The 15,219-nt window shown below is 39.8% G+C and carries 13 protein-coding genes and 3 pseudogenes; 13 read left to right on the top strand and 3 right to left on the bottom strand.

The window, feature by feature from the left end; genetic code table 11:
• Positions 1 to 38: 38 nt before the first annotated feature.
• On the bottom strand, positions 39 to 1,751 hold the full coding sequence (locus CSV74_RS05610) for an ABC transporter ATP-binding protein (RefSeq protein ID WP_099690896.1): 1,713 nt from the start codon (positions 1,749 to 1,751) through the stop codon (positions 39 to 41).
• A gap of 593 nt (positions 1,752 to 2,344) precedes the next feature.
• Between CSV74_RS05610 and CSV74_RS05605 the strand changes: the two genes are divergently transcribed.
• From CSV74_RS05605 to CSV74_RS05575, 7 genes are all read left to right on the top strand, one after another.
• On the top strand, positions 2,345 to 2,878 hold the full coding sequence (locus tag CSV74_RS05605; RefSeq protein WP_099690895.1) for a dihydrofolate reductase family protein: 534 nt from the start codon (positions 2,345 to 2,347) through the stop codon (positions 2,876 to 2,878).
• A 324-nt stretch (positions 2,879 to 3,202) separates the two neighbouring features.
• Positions 3,203 to 4,162: an urea transporter gene (locus CSV74_RS05600; RefSeq protein ID WP_099690894.1), complete on the top strand. Its 960-nt coding sequence runs from the start codon at positions 3,203 to 3,205 to the stop codon at positions 4,160 to 4,162.
• A gap of 103 nt (positions 4,163 to 4,265) precedes the next feature.
• The gene (locus CSV74_RS05595) at positions 4,266 to 5,846 is read left to right on the top strand and encodes an ABC transporter substrate-binding protein (RefSeq protein ID WP_099690893.1); all 1,581 of its coding nucleotides are present in this window, start codon (positions 4,266 to 4,268) and stop codon (positions 5,844 to 5,846) included.
• Positions 5,836 to 6,804, top strand: a complete 969-nt coding sequence (locus CSV74_RS05590; RefSeq protein WP_029053878.1) for an ABC transporter permease — start codon at positions 5,836 to 5,838, stop codon at positions 6,802 to 6,804. The genes CSV74_RS05595 and CSV74_RS05590 overlap by 11 nt, the downstream gene beginning before the upstream one ends.
• Positions 6,805 to 7,617 carry an ABC transporter permease gene (locus CSV74_RS05585; protein WP_099690892.1) on the top strand — a complete coding sequence of 271 codons (813 nt, stop codon included), beginning with the start codon at positions 6,805 to 6,807 and terminating at the stop codon, positions 7,615 to 7,617.
• Positions 7,610 to 8,359 carry an ATP-binding cassette domain-containing protein gene (locus tag CSV74_RS05580; protein ID WP_099690891.1) on the top strand — a complete coding sequence of 250 codons (750 nt, stop codon included), beginning with the start codon at positions 7,610 to 7,612 and terminating at the stop codon, positions 8,357 to 8,359. The genes CSV74_RS05585 and CSV74_RS05580 overlap by 8 nt, the downstream gene beginning before the upstream one ends.
• Before the next feature lie 13 nt (positions 8,360 to 8,372).
• Positions 8,373 to 9,119 carry an ABC transporter ATP-binding protein gene (locus CSV74_RS05575; RefSeq protein ID WP_099690890.1) on the top strand — a complete coding sequence of 249 codons (747 nt, stop codon included), beginning with the start codon at positions 8,373 to 8,375 and terminating at the stop codon, positions 9,117 to 9,119.
• Positions 9,120 to 9,268: 149 nt separating this feature from the next.
• On the opposite strand, the pseudogene CSV74_RS05570 reads toward CSV74_RS05575, so the two are convergent.
• Together CSV74_RS05570 and CSV74_RS05565 are read right to left on the bottom strand one after the other, a co-directional pair.
• Positions 9,269 to 9,891, bottom strand: a pseudogene (locus CSV74_RS05570) (aldo/keto reductase); the annotation flags it as partial.
• Positions 9,892 to 9,900: 9 nt separating this feature from the next.
• Positions 9,901 to 11,112 (bottom strand): MFS transporter, encoded by a 1,212-nt coding sequence (locus CSV74_RS05565; RefSeq protein ID WP_099690889.1) that lies wholly within the window; start codon positions 11,110 to 11,112, stop codon positions 9,901 to 9,903.
• Positions 11,113 to 11,288: 176 nt separating this feature from the next.
• Here CSV74_RS05565 and CSV74_RS05560 point away from each other — a divergent pair, with 176 nt between their 5' ends.
• The 6 genes and pseudogenes from CSV74_RS05560 to CSV74_RS05535 form a co-directional block, all read left to right on the top strand.
• Positions 11,289 to 11,648 carry a winged helix-turn-helix transcriptional regulator gene (locus CSV74_RS05560; RefSeq protein WP_037561785.1) on the top strand — a complete coding sequence of 120 codons (360 nt, stop codon included), beginning with the start codon at positions 11,289 to 11,291 and terminating at the stop codon, positions 11,646 to 11,648.
• 39 nt (positions 11,649 to 11,687) lie between these two features.
• Positions 11,688 to 12,335 (top strand): O-methyltransferase, encoded by a 648-nt coding sequence (locus CSV74_RS05555; RefSeq protein WP_029053872.1) that lies wholly within the window; start codon positions 11,688 to 11,690, stop codon positions 12,333 to 12,335.
• A gap of 234 nt (positions 12,336 to 12,569) precedes the next feature.
• Positions 12,570 to 13,433 (top strand): annotated as a pseudogene (gene hslO, locus CSV74_RS05550) (Hsp33 family molecular chaperone HslO).
• Positions 13,434 to 13,923: 490 nt separating this feature from the next.
• Entirely contained in the window at positions 13,924 to 14,328 is a 405-nt protein-coding gene (locus CSV74_RS05545; protein ID WP_099690888.1) for a disulfide bond formation protein DsbD, read from the top strand.
• An 83-nt stretch (positions 14,329 to 14,411) separates the two neighbouring features.
• A complete protein-coding gene (locus CSV74_RS05540) occupies positions 14,412 to 14,876 on the top strand; it encodes a hypothetical protein (protein ID WP_099690887.1) in 465 nt (154 codons plus the stop codon).
• Between the two features lie 19 nt (positions 14,877 to 14,895).
• A pseudogene (locus CSV74_RS05535) lies at positions 14,896 to 15,024 on the top strand (VOC family protein); the annotation flags it as partial.
• Positions 15,025 to 15,219: the final 195 nt, after the last annotated feature.

Below are 15,219 nucleotides of genomic sequence, written 5' to 3'. Positions count from 1 at the left end.
AACATGTAAGTTTGCGGTACAGGTATTTTACTGTTTATTTATACTTGGTTAGCTTGGTGCAATTGAGCGAATGTCCCGTTTTGTCGTACTAAATTTTCATACGTTCCTTGCTCTTCGATACCGTCTTCTGTCATCACGATGACTTGGTCGGCATTGCGAATCGTAGTGAGGCGATGCGCGATGATGAGTGTGGTGCGATTAACGGATAATTCTTCTAGTGATTGTTGGATGATGCGCTCTGTTTCTGTATCGAGCGCGGAAGTCGCCTCATCTAGAATGAGAATCGGTGGATTTTTCAAGAACATCCGAGCAATGGCTAGGCGTTGCTTTTGACCACCCGATAGTTTTAATCCACGTTCACCAATTTGCGTCTCATAGCCATTCGGCATACTGTTGATCAAGTCGGTAAGATGTGCTTTTTCTGCAGCTTCAACTACTTCCTCGTCTGTCGCATGTAATTTACCGTACGCGATATTATCACGAATTGTTCCTGTAAATAAGAAGACGTCTTGCTGCACGATCCCGATTTGACTACGTAATGATTTCTGTGTCATTTCCCGAATATCTAATCCATCAATTGAAATAGAACCTTCATTGACTTCGTAGAAACGAGGGATAAGTGAACAAATAGTTGTCTTTCCAGCACCTGACGGACCGACGAACGCAACGGTTTGTCCAGCATGAATCGTTAAGTCGATATTGCGTAAGACCGGTCGCTCCGGGTCGTAACCAAATGTTACGTCGTTAAGTGTAATATCTCCGCGTAACTGATCGACGACTTTTGCATTCTTTCGATCTTTTATCTCTGGCTCTTGGTCAATTAACGCACGGAAACGACTAAAGCCCGCCATACCTTTTGGATATAATTCTAGCAAAGCACTAATTTTATCAATAGGTTTAATTAAAATATTGCTGAATAAAATAAAACTGACTAGTTCACCGTACGTTAATTTATCATTCACTGTGAACCAAGCGCCTACAATCAAAATGACGAGTGTGACGAGGCGAGTGAGCATATACATCGAAGACGTAGCCCAAGCCATGACTTTATACGCTTTTAGTTTAGCTAAGCGGAACTGACCATTGTCTTCCTGGAAACGACGTATTTCAAAATCTTCATTTGTAAAGGATTTCACAACGCGTGAGCCGGATACAGAATCCTCCACCCGCCCGTTGACATCCGCGATATTTTGATACATTTTATGCCACGCTGCATTCATCTTCTTATTAGAGTAAGAGACGACTACTGCAAGCAACGGAACCATCACGATGGCGATTAAAGCGAGTTCGGGATTAATTGTATACATGATGCCGAACGCACCTAAAATAGTCATGATCGCAATGAAAGCATCTTCAGGTCCATGGTGAGCCAGTTCACCGATATCAAATAAATCGGTTGTGATGCGCGTCATAATATGGCCCGTTTTTGTATTGTCAAAAAATCGGAAAGATTGCTTCTGCACATGTTCGAACAATTCACGGCGCATATCGGTTTCAATGTTAATCCCGAGCTTATGCCCTAAATAGCTAACAATATAATGAAGAAACGTACTTACTAAATAGACGAGCAATAGTAAAAAGCTCACGGTGATAATTCGATTCCAATCTCCTGACGGCAGAAGTCCGTCAATAAACCACTGAACAGCGAGAGGGAAAGCTAGTTCAAGAAGCGCTACGAAAATGGCACTGAAAAAATCGATTAAGAACAAGCGCCGATGTGGCTTGTAGTAGGAGAAAAATTGTGTAATCATGTAGTAATTCCTTTCCGTTGATGTACTAGTAGTATAAGAGAAGACTGAGAAAAAGTCATCTTAGACGTGTGATGATAGAGGCCAAGTATATAATAGAAGGAACTTCACACGCAGTAAGACTTACTACCATCTGAAATATTCCGTAATAGAAGGCGTACGTGCGTTTGTCCTTGATCTCGTTCACCCAGTGAAGTGACGGTTTTTAAAAAAGTGTAGTGTGTTTAAAAAACTATTAAATGAAACATGAATGAAGTAATTGGCTGTTCGCTTAAGTAAATAGATCATTAAATACTATTCCAACGAGTGCGATTGTGGAAGTTGACCTGTTACTGAAACGGGCTAGGATTATTGAAATTAAATGATTTCGATATCTAACTTTAAAGGTCTCTCCTTAAACTATCATGTGTTTTAATGAATAAGTTTAGAGTGGAAGACAGCGACTCCTGCGGGTTCACCGTCCGTTTGGAACGGAAATCAACTGTTTCTTAAGACTGTTTTGCTATCTCTATTGATGAATTGAATTAGTGGCGTAACTCTGCTAATATTCACAGGAACATACATTCTTGTTTTTGAAAGTAAGTAGGAGGATTATTATGAAAAAACAAAGGAAGTTAGTATTATTTATTGCTCAAAGTTTAGATGGTTATATCGCCACAAAAGATGACTCACTTGATTGGTTATTTGAGGTTGAGGGGGAAGGAGATAATGGCTATTCGGAGTTTTCGGAAACCATCGATAGAGTCTTAATGGGTAAGAGGACATATGATTGGATTATGGAACAAGAGCAAGGTCAATTCCCTTATACAAATAAAAATAGTTACGTTTTTACCAGGTCTTCGGTAACGGATACAAAAGACGTTACATTTATAAATGAAGATATTGTTGACTTTATTAGTAATTTGAAAAAAGAAGAAGGTAAAGATATCTGGATAGTTGGTGGTGGAGATATACTACATACATTTTTAAAGGAAAAGTTAGTCGATGAACTGATTGTAACAATTGCACCAACAATCATAGGAGAAGGAATTCCTTTATTTAAACCAGACAATTATAAACTCGATCTTTCCCTTAGAAGTACTAGAACTTTCAATCAATTTGTTGAATTACATTACACAGTAAATGAATGAGTACGAATGTTTAGCAGTTACCCTTGTATTTAAGGAATAAGCTTAGAGTAGACATTTAGTTGATCGGAGTCGAAGAAGGCGACACTGGGAGGGTCAGCGAAAGCCGTAACGAAGAACGGCTCTTGTAGTAGGGTATGGTTCATCGTCCGCCATCCGGAACACAAACTAACGTGTATAACACTACTCCAAATTCATGTTCGTTTAATGTATAAGAGCGCGCTCATTAGCAAAAAATTAGATGATAGGGGAACTAACACGCTTCAGAACAATGCAATATCATCTGAATTAGCATGACACTAAAGTAAATGAAATAGGTGAGACAATTTGGGGCGAAAAATAAGAGCAAATCAAACGAAACACATGATAAAAGAAGGAAGTTTCACTACTTTTCTTAAAGCATCTCTTAAAGGAATATCCCAAATCATTTATATTGAAAACACGATAACAGGCCTTCTAATTTTATTAGCTATTTCGGTATCGTCATTTTCATTAGGCATCATTGCACTTTTATCCGCCATGATTGGTACACTCGTTGCAAAAGTAGGCGGAGCAGATCAAGCATTGGTCAGTAAAGGTTTAATGAGCTATAACTCTGTGCTTTCGGGATTGGTGCTGCAAACATTTTTGACCGGACCTACTGCCTGGATTGTGGCATTGGTAGGAGCGGCGGTCACTGCGATACTCACAGCTACGCTCATGTATTTCTTAGGCAACTTTGACATCCCAATCTTGACATTACCATTCATTCTATTAACTTGGTTTACATTGCTTGCGTCCTACAAACTCGAGAGTATCAAGTTAAGTGACTCCCTGTCTCCTCAAAGTTTAGCTAATTGGGAATTGCATATAGAAGGCAAGATCAATCTACTCCAAGCAACTTTCAATGGTATCGGTCAAATCTTTTTCCTCACAGAAGCTTTACCTGGTCTTTTATTATTTATTGCAGTATTTTTGGCTAGCAGGAAAATGGGCATATATGCGGTGATCGGTAACGTAGCTGCATGTGTTACAGCCCTTGCTTTAGCTGGAGAACATAGGCTGGTCATGCTAGGGTTATATGGTTACAATGCTATTTTAACCATTCTAGCCGTATCGGTTGTGTACAACACGAAGGAAAATCGCTTTGCACCCATTACAGGTGTGGTGGCGGCATGTATTACAGTTCCTCTCATGGCGAGTGTTAGTATTTGGTTATTACCGTTAGGACTTCCCGCATTGACGATGCCATTTGTACTGAGCACGTGGTTGATTTTAGGCGCTAGAAAAGTTCTACCGAATTTGTAATTCGTCTATAGTGAAAAAGTAAACCGTTATGCAGGACAAATGTAGACGAACATGAAATAATTGTAGAATGCGGAAAAATATGTTCCATAAAAAGGAGATAGTAATGATTACATTTAATAAGAGGATACTTGTACTTTTCATGGTACTTGTAGTTATTGTGGCAGGTTGTAGTAAAAAAGAGGATGCAAAAGAATCAACTCCATCTAAAGAGAATCGCCTCATTTATGCTTCTGAAGAGGAGTTCGAAGGGCTTAACCCGATCCTCGAAGAAACGAATCTAGATGCACTATTGTTTCGTGGAGTTATGCGATTTGATGAAAGTAATAAAGTAGTTACGGATATCGCAGACTCTTTCGATGTGTCAAAGGACAAACTTACGTATACGTTTAAGCTAAAAGAAGGTATTACATTCCACGACGGAGAAGAGCTTACAGCAGATGATGTAGTGTTCACGATTGAGAGTATTATGGATGATCAAAATGCTTCATTTTTGAAATCTGATTTTGAAGAAGTGGCAACTACTACAACGCTGGATGACTATACCGTCGAAATTACATTAAAACAGCCATTTACACCGTTACTGGACAAGTTAACCGTACCGATTCTTCCAAAACATGCTTTTGAAGGAATCGATATGAGAACAGCTGACTTTAACAGCCATCCGATAGGTGCAGGGCCATATATGTTTGATAAATGGGATCGTGGAAATTCATTGACATTACAAGCATATAGTGAGTTTTTCGGAACGAAGCCTTCGATTGAAAAAGTAATATTTAAGTTTATTCCAGACAGTAATGTTCGTGCACTTCAGTTGAAGTCTGGCGAGGTGGATGTTGCACTGTTGGATCCTGTACAAGTTGAAAACTTGGAAAGAGAAGAGAACTTAACTATTTACGATATAGAATCCGCGGACTATCGCGGCATTTTATTCAATATGAATTTGGACCTTTGGAAAGATGTCAACGTACGTCGTGCATTTAGTTACGCAACCGATCGAGAGCAAATCGTAAAAGGTATTTTAAAAGGACATGGTTCTGTTGCCTATTCACCATTGCAAAACCATGAGTTCCACAATGAGCAAATAGAAAAATATACGTATGACCTCGAGAAAGCGAACGCGTTGTTAGATGAAGCGGGTTGGAAAGAAAATGAGGACGGTATTCGTGTTAAAGATGGAGAAAAACTTTCATTTACGATTACTGCCCCTGCAAGTGATACCGTTCGTGTGAACATGGCAAATTATGTTGCTGAAGGTTTCAAAGACATTGGTGCGGATGTAAAAGTAGCTGCACTCGACTGGAGCGCAATTACAATTGAAGACGCAGATGCGTTTATGGTTGGATGGGGCAGTCCGTATGACGCAGATCATCATACGCACATATTGTTTCATACGGATGAATCGAGCATCAAGAGCTCCGGTTATAACTATGGTAGTTATTCGAATAAAAAAGTGGATGAACTGCTTGCGAAAGGTCGTACAGAGACTGATCCGGATAAACGTAAAGCGATTTACATGCAATTCCAAGAAGAACTTGCGAATGATCCGGCATTTGACTTCATTGCCTACGAGAATGCAGTGTACGGTATTAACAAAAATGTCAGTGGTGTGAAAGAACGAACGCTAGGTCATCATGGATCTGGTTTCCTTTGGAATGTCGAGGAGTGGAAGTGGAATGATCAGTAAATGGGTAGGGAAGCGAATGGTGATGGGGATTGTGGTCCTCTTCATCGTTAGCTTCCTCTCTTTTTTCATTATGCAAGCAGCGCCTGGAGATCCTGCTGCCGCTTTCTATGGAGGTAATGCACAGACGTTAACTGCAGCCGAAAAAGAACGCATCACCCGTGCGTATGCATTAGACCGTCCTGTTGCCCAGCAATACATTGCGTGGCTAGGTGAAACGGTCAAAGGGAATTTAGGAACTTCCTCTAAAGAAGGCAGACCCGTTTCTGAAATCATCATGGAACGGCTACCTAATACGTTACTATTATTTAGTGTGACGATGTTTTTTATTATCATTGGTTCCATTTGGCTTGGCACAGTGGCGGGCATGAGGGAGGGGTCTATTTGGGATAAAGGACTGTCCACATTTAGTATCGCAACGTCTTCCATACCTGCCTTTTGGCTTGGTATTTTGTTCATTTACTTCTTTGCTGTAAGTCTAGGGATTCTTCCTTCTTCTGGATCGGGCGATGTAGAGGGGAATGGCGGTGTTATAGATAAAATCAGTCATCTCATTATGCCCGCCAGTGTGTTGATTGTAACGCATGTGGGGATTTATGCACGCTTTCTACAGGAAAGTATTAAGATAGAAAACAGTCAATACTATGTGAAAGTTGCACGTGCAAATGGTGTAACGGAAAGCTCCATTCGAAAAGGTGTAGTGCGTAACGCTTCCATTCCTTATTTGAATTACATCGCTATGACCATTCCGTCATTCTTTGGTGGATCTATTATTGTGGAATCTTTGTTTGCTTGGTCTGGAATAGGACAATTGACGGTGAAAGCAGTCACAACAAAGGATTTCCCTTTATTAATGGGGAGCATTATGGTGACAGGTATCCTAGTCGTCATTACGCTTTTTATTGTCGATCTCATTATGTACGCCATGGATCCGAAGATGCGCAAAGGGGGCGCCCGATAAATGAAGTCACGGAAAGCACTTTTGTTTTGGTGTAGTCTACTTGGATTGATTGTCTTTTTGACAGTGTTTTCAAACATACTCGCCCCGTTTAGTCCGAATGAGATGAACATGGATGAAGTATATAGTGCACCGAGTAGCGACCATTGGTTAGGAACGGATCATTTAGGCAGAGACGTTCTATCGCGGTTATTAGAAGGTGGGAAAGTGACGCTAGCTGTAGCAAGTGGTTCGGTTATTTTGTCGCTGTTCATTGGAATTGTCTATGGCGGCATTAGTGGTTATTTTGGCGGTTTGACCGATACCGTCATGATGCGGTTGTTGGAAGCTCTGATTACCATCCCTGCGATTATTATTATTTTGTCATTTCAAGCGATTATTCAAGGCGGTATGTGGGGCATGACACTTCTCATTGGATTGACCGGATGGCTTGTTACCGCAAGAATTGTGCGTTCGGAATTCATTCGGCTCAAAGAAGAAGAGTTTGTTAAAATGGCCAATATGTTCGGTACACCTGTTTGGAAAATACTTTGGGGTCATTTGCTGCAAAACAGTATTCCCGCTATTTTTGTCGTAACGCTATTTAATTTTGCTGGCGCGATATTTATGGAAGTATCACTTAGTTTTCTCGGCATCGGAATACCTCCAGCGATACCTTCCTGGGGGAATATGTTGTACTACGCGCAAAATGATATTTTAATTGGTGCTTGGTGGATTGCATTGTTTCCAGGCATTATGATTTTCTTGACCATTCTCTCCATTAATTTTATCGGAGAGGCGTGGAAAAATCCGAAGCGGAGGCGTGTCAATGATTGATGTAAGAGACTTAACTATTAATATAAAGGGTAAGCACATTACGCAGCACGTTAATTTCACAATACCGCGTGGAAGGATCACGTCTTTGATTGGAGAAAGTGGTAGCGGAAAGAGTATGACGGTATCCGCCTTGCTTGGCATGTTGCCAGTAGACGCGAAAGTAAGCGGATACGTTATGTACGAAGGTCGAAATGTGTTGGATGCATCTGACCAGGAGATGGAGAGCGTGAGGAAACGAGATATTTTCACTATCTTCCAAGACGCATCGAACAGTTTTAATCCGTCTGTGAAAATGGGACGTCAACTGTATGCATTTTCAGGGGAACGCGTTGGTGATACGGTAGATGTATTTAACGAGAAAATGAAATTGATTTTAGACCAGTTGGGCCTTGCTTGGGACGTTGTTGAGCAATATCCTTTTCAGTTATCCGGCGGGATGTTGCAAAGATGTATGATTGCGTGCGCATTTTACGTTGAACCTGCTTTACTCATTGCGGACGAGCCCACATCGGCACTCGATATGGTGCTTCAAAAAGAATTCATTCAATTGCTAATTCGTCTTAATGAAGAACGGAATACGACGATTCTGCTCATTACTCATGACCTCGACATCGTTGCTGAAGCCGCTCATGAAATGGCGGTTATGCAGCAGGGAACCATAGTAGAAACGGGGACAGTGGAAACGGTTTTCTCGAATCCTTATCATGCCTATACGAAGCGGTTATTGGAGAGTAGATTTTAGGAGTGGACGGCAGATGTTAGAAGTATCAAATGTTTCGAAAAGTTATTTCAGTGGAAGCCAGACGAAAAAGGCGTTGAATGGGATTGATATGACTGTAAGTAAAGGGGAAGTTGTGGGGTTAGTAGGAGAGAGTGGTAGTGGAAAGAGTACGCTCTCTCGTGTCGTGATGCAACTTGAATCAGCTGACGATGGTTCAATTGCATTCAACGGTCAACTAGTTACACGGAAAAACCGAAAGTCATTTTATCAAGCGAGCCAATTAATTTTTCAAAACGCATCAGCAGCGCTTAATCCTTCATGGACGGTGCGCGAAATATTGCTAGAACCTCTCCGTACGATGAAAGGAGATCGTGAAGCGCATATTCGACGAATGCTTGGAAGAGTTAAATTATCAGAGACGTATTTACATAGATATCCTTCAGAATTGAGTGGCGGTGAGCAGCAACGCGTCAACTTGCTTCGCTCACTGTTAGTTGAACCCGATTTGCTCATTTGTGATGAAATCGTATCCAATTTAGATCGATTGATTCAAAGAGAAATCATTGATCTGCTTATTGAACTGAATCGGGAAATGGGTATGTCGATTTTATTCATTGCACATGACTTACCAGCTGTCATGTATGCATGTGATCGAATTTATGTCATGAAGGATGGCCGAATGGTAGACGAGAGTGTGAAGAAGGATGGAGTATTTCACTTTTCACATACGTATGCAAAGCGACTATTTGACTCTGTACTAGGCAATGGAATGAAGGAATAGAAAATTTTGTACAAAACACCATTCTCGTTTATTATTTCATAGACTTCACAAGATAAAAAACTCCTTACCTTTGCGGTGAGGGGTTTTTCGTATAAATTGAAAAACTGTCCGAGCCGTAATTCGGCTGGACAGTTTTCACTTTTTCTTGATTAGGAGAAATCGAAGTTGTCAGGATCTGGTCCGATTCGCTGATCTTGATTTAACTTATTGATTTGTTCCATATCTTCTGAAGTGAGTTCAAAGTTAAACACATCCGCATTTTCAGCAATGCGATGGGCTTTCGTTGATTTGGGAATCGTTACTACACCATTTTGTAAATCCCAACGCAAAATTACTTGGGCTACGGATTTGTTGTAGCGATTTGTGATTTGTTGTAATTCCGCATTCCCTAGTAGCTCACCTTGCATGAGTGGTGACCATGCTTCAAGCTGAATGTCGTGCTTTTGGCAAAATGCCTGTACTTCTTTTTTTGGGATAAACGAGGATGGTACTCGACCTGATTGACCATCGGCTTGATTTTTGCGTCTTTCATTAATTCTTCTAAATGATGCGGCTGAAAATTACTTACGCCGATCGCTTTAGCTGTTCCTTCTTCGTACAAGGTTTCCAGTGCGCGCCACGCGTCTTTAAATTGACCTTCTACAGGCCAATGAATGAGGTATAGATCCAAGTAGTCAAGAGCAAGTTTAGTTATACTCTCGTCAAAAGCTGCAAGTGTTTTTTCATATCCTAGTTCGCTATTCCATACCTTGGACGTGATGAATATATTTTCATGATTATATTACATCACCTTTTCCAGTGTAGGTATCGTTACATTGTCTCTACGCTCTAGCAAACGGCTAATGCCCGTTAAGATGGCTGCGAACATTACCATACTTGCACCAATCCAAGGTGTATGAATAATGCCAATCGAATCCGTAACGACTCCACCGAGATACGCACCAATGGCGATACCCGCATTAAAGGCAGCAATATTTATGGCGGAGGCTACGTCGACTGCACTTGGAATGAATCGTTCCGCTAAGATGACGACATATACTTGGAGTCCTGGAACATTCATAAAAGCGAATATACCTATCAGTATAATAGTTATTAAGCCCGCCACTTTAAATGGTGCAGTGAATGTTAATACGAATAAAATGACGGCTTGTGCGATAAACATATAGAATAAAGCATTTATTGGGTTTTTATTGGCCAGTTTTCCGCCAATCATATTTCCTATCGCGATTGCGATCCCGTAGACGAGCAAGATGAGTACAATCGTGCTTTGCTTAAATCCGGTCACTTCCTGCAGTAATGGAGATAAGTAGGTGAACACAACGAATGTTCCGCCATAACCTAAAGCTGTAATAGTAAATACTATTAGTAAACGACTATTTGTCAAAAGTTTCGCTTGATCCTTCAATGTAGTTGGTGCGCTCTGCCGTAAGTTTGAAGGAACTAGGAGGCTGTTTGAAATAAGCCCAATCACACCTATAATCACAATTAAAACAAAAGCAGAACGCCATCCTAACTGTTGACCGATGAATGTACCAAAAGGAACGCCTGTAATCGTAGCAACTGTTAATCCTGTAAACATGATGGAAATAGCACTTGCTCTACGATTTTCTGGCACTAAATCCGCTGCGATTGTAGCACCTATAGACATGAACACGCCATGTGAAAATGCGGATATGATTCGCGCAAACAGTAATACGCTTAGACTTGTTGCGGCTGCGGCTATACAGTTTCCGATGATAAATATGACCATGATCCAGATTAAGACGGACTTTCTAGGTAATCTAGAAGTTAAACTGGTGATGATTGGAGCCCCAATCATCACCCCTACAGCATATAAGGTAATAGTTAATCCGGCTAGTGAAACAGAAATATCTAAATCTTGAGCGATGAGTGGTAATAGTCCGACACTCACAAATTCGGTAGTACCTATCGCAAATGCACTGATAGCTAATGCAAGCAATGCAAATGTACTGCGTTTTTTATCAATTGACATTTTCTCACGTTCCTCCTACTAATAAGTTGCATGCCACATTCACGACATGAATACAGTTGATGTAGTGAAATGTACTTGCAAATGTTAGTATGAAGTATAGAAATCTAAAAGAGAAGTACGCACTTTAAAGTAATGTAGGCACCTTTTAGTGCCTATCAAAAGAGGAGGCGATAGAAATGAGCAAAAAATATAATATTAGTGTGGAAGCAACATTGGAAGTAATAGGTGGTAAGTGGAAGTGTGTAATACTTTGTCATTTGACACATGGTAGAAAGCGGACAAGTGAATTAAAACGATTGATGCCAAACATTACACAAAAGATGTTAACTCAACAATTACGTGAATTAGAAGCGGACGGAGTGATCAATAGAATTGTTTATAATCAAGTACCGCCTAAAGTTGAGTATGAATTGAGTGAGTACGGCCAAAGTCTAGAAGCCATTTTAAGCTCGTTATGTGCATGGGGAGATGTACATATTACTAAAGTTTATGGGGATAAATCTAAAGTGCTGGCGGAAAGTGTGTTAAATGAATAATGCTGCATTCAATCGACTAGTTGGAGGAGAATTTATAAAATGAAAGTTATTAACCAATATATTGACCAAACCTTTGTTTCAACTGATCAAGTTCTAGAGGATGTGCTGTTATCCATCCAAGAAAATGGTATGCGTTCGATCTCGGTTTCTCCAGCGTCGGGCAAAACATTAACGATGCTCGTTTCGTTGACGGGTGCCAAAAATGTTCTTGAAATTGGTGCACTTGGCGGATATAGCGGTATATGTCTTGCGAGAGGATTTAACGAGGAAGGACATTTGACTTCACTGGAATTAGAGGAGTCATTTGCGACGTTAGCGAAATCTAATTTAACGAAGGCAGGATTTGGTGAACAAGTGACGTATAAGACAGGACTTGCTGTAGATAGCTTAAAAGCATTGAAAGCGGAAGGGAAAACATTCGATTTCTTTTTCATTGATGCGGATAAAGAAAATTACCAAAACTATTTAGACGGCTGTTTAGAGCTAGCTGAACCGAATGCGGTAATTGTAGCTGATAACGTGTTGGCGGGCGGTTCAGTAGCCAACCCGTCCTTCCTAGATAAGCAATACACAGAGAACATGAGGAAGTTCAATGAATACACAGCACAGCATCCTCGTTTGACGTCAGTATTGTTGCCGATTGGTGATGGATTGACGATATCGCAAGTTCAACCGGTACGTTCATAGAACTAAAAGTCAAAGCTAGCATGCAGTCGGTCTACTACCATCTGCATGCTAGCTTTTTTAATGGATGTATAGACTTGAACACTCTTTTTAGTGAGCGAAGTTGAACATTATGCATATTGAAAATCATATGATAGTATAAAAAGTCTCGATCCATTTGGAAATAATGTAACACCCGAAAAATTACGAGAAACAAAGCTCAACTAAACGTGTAGGGCTATAGAAAGGGTGTATAGAATGAATGACTATTTAGTAAAAGCGGTGGCGTATCAAAATCAAGTGCGCGCGTACGCCGTGAATTCAACTACAACAGTAGCAGAAGCACAGCGACGGCATGCGGCTTGGCCAACAGCTGCAGATGCCCTTGGACGTTCCATGACTGCTGGTTTAATTCTTGGCTCTATGTTAAAGGGTGAGGAGAAAGTATCGGTAAAAATTAATGGTGGCGGCCCACTCGGTACAATTATTGTGGATTCGAACGCAAAAGGTGAAGTTCGAGGATATGTCTCGAATCCCCAAATTGCCATAGAATTGAACGAAGTCGGAAAGGCAGTTGGAACGAATGGATTGCTAACAGTCTCAAAAGATGTGGGGCTGATGTATCCTTTCGTAGGACAAATCCCTCTCATTTCCGGGGAAATTGGAGAAGATTATACATCGTATCTTGCTAAATCTGAACAAACGGTCTCTGCTGTGGGAGTAGGCGTGTTAGTGAATCCAGATTATACAGTTAAAGCCGCAGGTGGATTTATTATTCAACTCATGCCGGGCGCAGATGAGGAAGTAATTTTTAGGATTGAAGAACGAATGAAAATGATTGCGCCACTTTCTTATATACTCGAAGAAGGAAGCACACCTGAACAAATACTTGAACACGTACTATGATCGGAAAATGTCACGGTGTTAGAAAGTATGCCCGTTCAATTTCAGTGTCAATGCTCTCTGGACCGGATCTCCAATGCGATTATCAGTTTAGGCCGTGAAGAAATTCAAGACATGATTCAAACAGATGGACAGGCAGAAGCGAATTGTCATTTTTGCAATGAAACCTACCACTTTAATACGGAACAGTTAAAAGCATTGAAAAAAGTAGCTTTATAATGAAATAAAAAATGAGCGCCTGTGTGAAAAACGGACATGTTTGTATACATTCATGAACGTTCTCATACAGGTGCTTTTTAGATTGATTTAAAAAATTACAGCGGGTTTAGTGTTGCAGTATATACTGTTTTTGGACTCGAAAAATAACTGGACTTTTATTTCAATACATAAAATGATTCACTAATCGATCTATTTAAAGATGAAATGAAACCTATGTAGCATTCATTCGTATGAAAATTAAGAAAGATAATTTACTGTACATGATAGGATGACTAGATGGAGTTGCTGCATACGTATCTGGTCTATATTAGGTGAAATTATGTAATGCGAGGGAACAACATATTGATCACGCTACTAGTTATAGGGCTATTTTCGGATTAGGAATGGCATAGGCTCAATTTTACTTGCGGGCTACAACACCATGTTTCCCGCAAAAAACAATAAAGTTTCAAACAGTGCTATAACTTACTTTAGGAAGGCTGGTGGTTAGATGAATAAAAAGATTTTTAACACCATTGGATGGATTCTACTTTTAGGAATAGGTGTTTCGTGGATCGCATTTGGTTATACAGATTGGTATTTATTATTAGTGCCGTTAACTTATATGTGCTTTTCCATTTCTGATGGTAGTATTAGTAAAATGAAAAATATAAAAAAGATCAAAGTTTCGCAAATTGTTTTCATCTTGCTTGCATTTATAGTCGCGGTAGGTATTGTATTTGGCCTTATTCAACTAGCAAATTACTTGATTAATGATAGGCTTGGCCTGACAGGATGGGTCAAGACACTCAGTCAGTTTATAGCTATTATATTTTCGTTAATCCCTATTCAATTTGCTTTTGGTAGTGTTATTTATAAAGTATTTGGTGATATGAATTCTACAAAAGCTCAATAAACCTTCGAAGATTTTATTCTATCATCAGGTAATATTCAAGAATATAGTGATAAGCAGTTACCTACAAAGCGAGGAGACAGGTTATGGAGACTGAAGTTTTGTATTATAAGAAGTTTGAAAGGAAAGTACTAGCCATTGATTATATAGAGTGGGCTTCTACTATGTTGCAAAATGGAATATCTACGCATTATCTAAATATGCTTGCTTCTCTAACAGAACCTCTGAATATATTTGAAGTAGAAGAGTATTTTAATAGGGCTTGGTACGAGCTAAACATTACGGGACCTTCATATGATGAAAGCGCCAAACATTATGTACGATATTTGTTAAGTCAAATTGTGGATGATCCACGTATAGCAATTGAAAATGCTAACGAGGTATACACAATTGTTCGAGATCATTTCTTCAATGAAGAACACGATCGTTGGTATGCAATAAGTGAAATGATAGATGATTTTTTATACGGAGATAATAGGGACAACATCAATCGATCATCCTTAAATCAAGTTATTGTGCAAGTATCCAAGCAACACTTGAAAACAAAGTAGAGTTATGAATGCATAGAGGATGATTCTTGGATTACATCATGCACAAATTACTATTCCGAAGGGTGCAGAGAAAGAAGGGAAACAGTTTTATTGCAACGTATTAGGCTTAAGAGAAGTAGATAAGCCGAAACAACTCAAAGGGCAGGGTAAAATTATGGATCGAATTAAAGTGGGGCGCTATGTACTTGAAATAGATAAAAGCCAAACAAGGAAATTTTATGATAAGTACCACGTGATCACAGAAGATTGCGACTGCGTTTATTGTACTAATTATATTTTAGCTTGTGACACATTCTCACCAGAAGTTAAACATCTATTTAATTTGCTGGGTATTGATCCACGT

The sequence above is a fragment of the Sporosarcina sp. P19 genome (assembly GCF_002743165.1).
Lineage (GTDB): Bacteria > Bacillota > Bacilli > Bacillales_A > Planococcaceae > Sporosarcina > Sporosarcina ureae.
This window is presented reverse-complemented; position numbering and strand designations above follow the sequence as displayed.

Coding starts and splice junctions, on each gene's coding strand:
- CSV74_RS05580 (WP_099690891.1), top strand. CDS start 7,610: ATGATTGATGTAAGAGACTTAACTATTAATATAAAGGGTAAGCACATT.
- CSV74_RS05545 (WP_099690888.1), top strand. CDS start 13,924: ATGAATAAAAAGATTTTTAACACCATTGGATGGATTCTACTTTTAGGA.
- CSV74_RS05595 (WP_099690893.1), top strand. CDS start 4,266: ATGATTACATTTAATAAGAGGATACTTGTACTTTTCATGGTACTTGTA.
- CSV74_RS05585 (WP_099690892.1), top strand. CDS start 6,805: ATGAAGTCACGGAAAGCACTTTTGTTTTGGTGTAGTCTACTTGGATTG.
- CSV74_RS05610 (WP_099690896.1), bottom strand. CDS start 1,751: ATGATTACACAATTTTTCTCCTACTACAAGCCACATCGGCGCTTGTTC.
- CSV74_RS05540 (WP_099690887.1), top strand. CDS start 14,412: ATGGAGACTGAAGTTTTGTATTATAAGAAGTTTGAAAGGAAAGTACTA.
- CSV74_RS05560 (WP_037561785.1), top strand. CDS start 11,289: ATGAGCAAAAAATATAATATTAGTGTGGAAGCAACATTGGAAGTAATA.
- CSV74_RS05605 (WP_099690895.1), top strand. CDS start 2,345: ATGAAAAAACAAAGGAAGTTAGTATTATTTATTGCTCAAAGTTTAGAT.
- CSV74_RS05555 (WP_029053872.1), top strand. CDS start 11,688: ATGAAAGTTATTAACCAATATATTGACCAAACCTTTGTTTCAACTGAT.
- CSV74_RS05565 (WP_099690889.1), bottom strand. CDS start 11,112: ATGTCAATTGATAAAAAACGCAGTACATTTGCATTGCTTGCATTAGCT.
- CSV74_RS05575 (WP_099690890.1), top strand. CDS start 8,373: ATGTTAGAAGTATCAAATGTTTCGAAAAGTTATTTCAGTGGAAGCCAG.
- CSV74_RS05590 (WP_029053878.1), top strand. CDS start 5,836: ATGATCAGTAAATGGGTAGGGAAGCGAATGGTGATGGGGATTGTGGTC.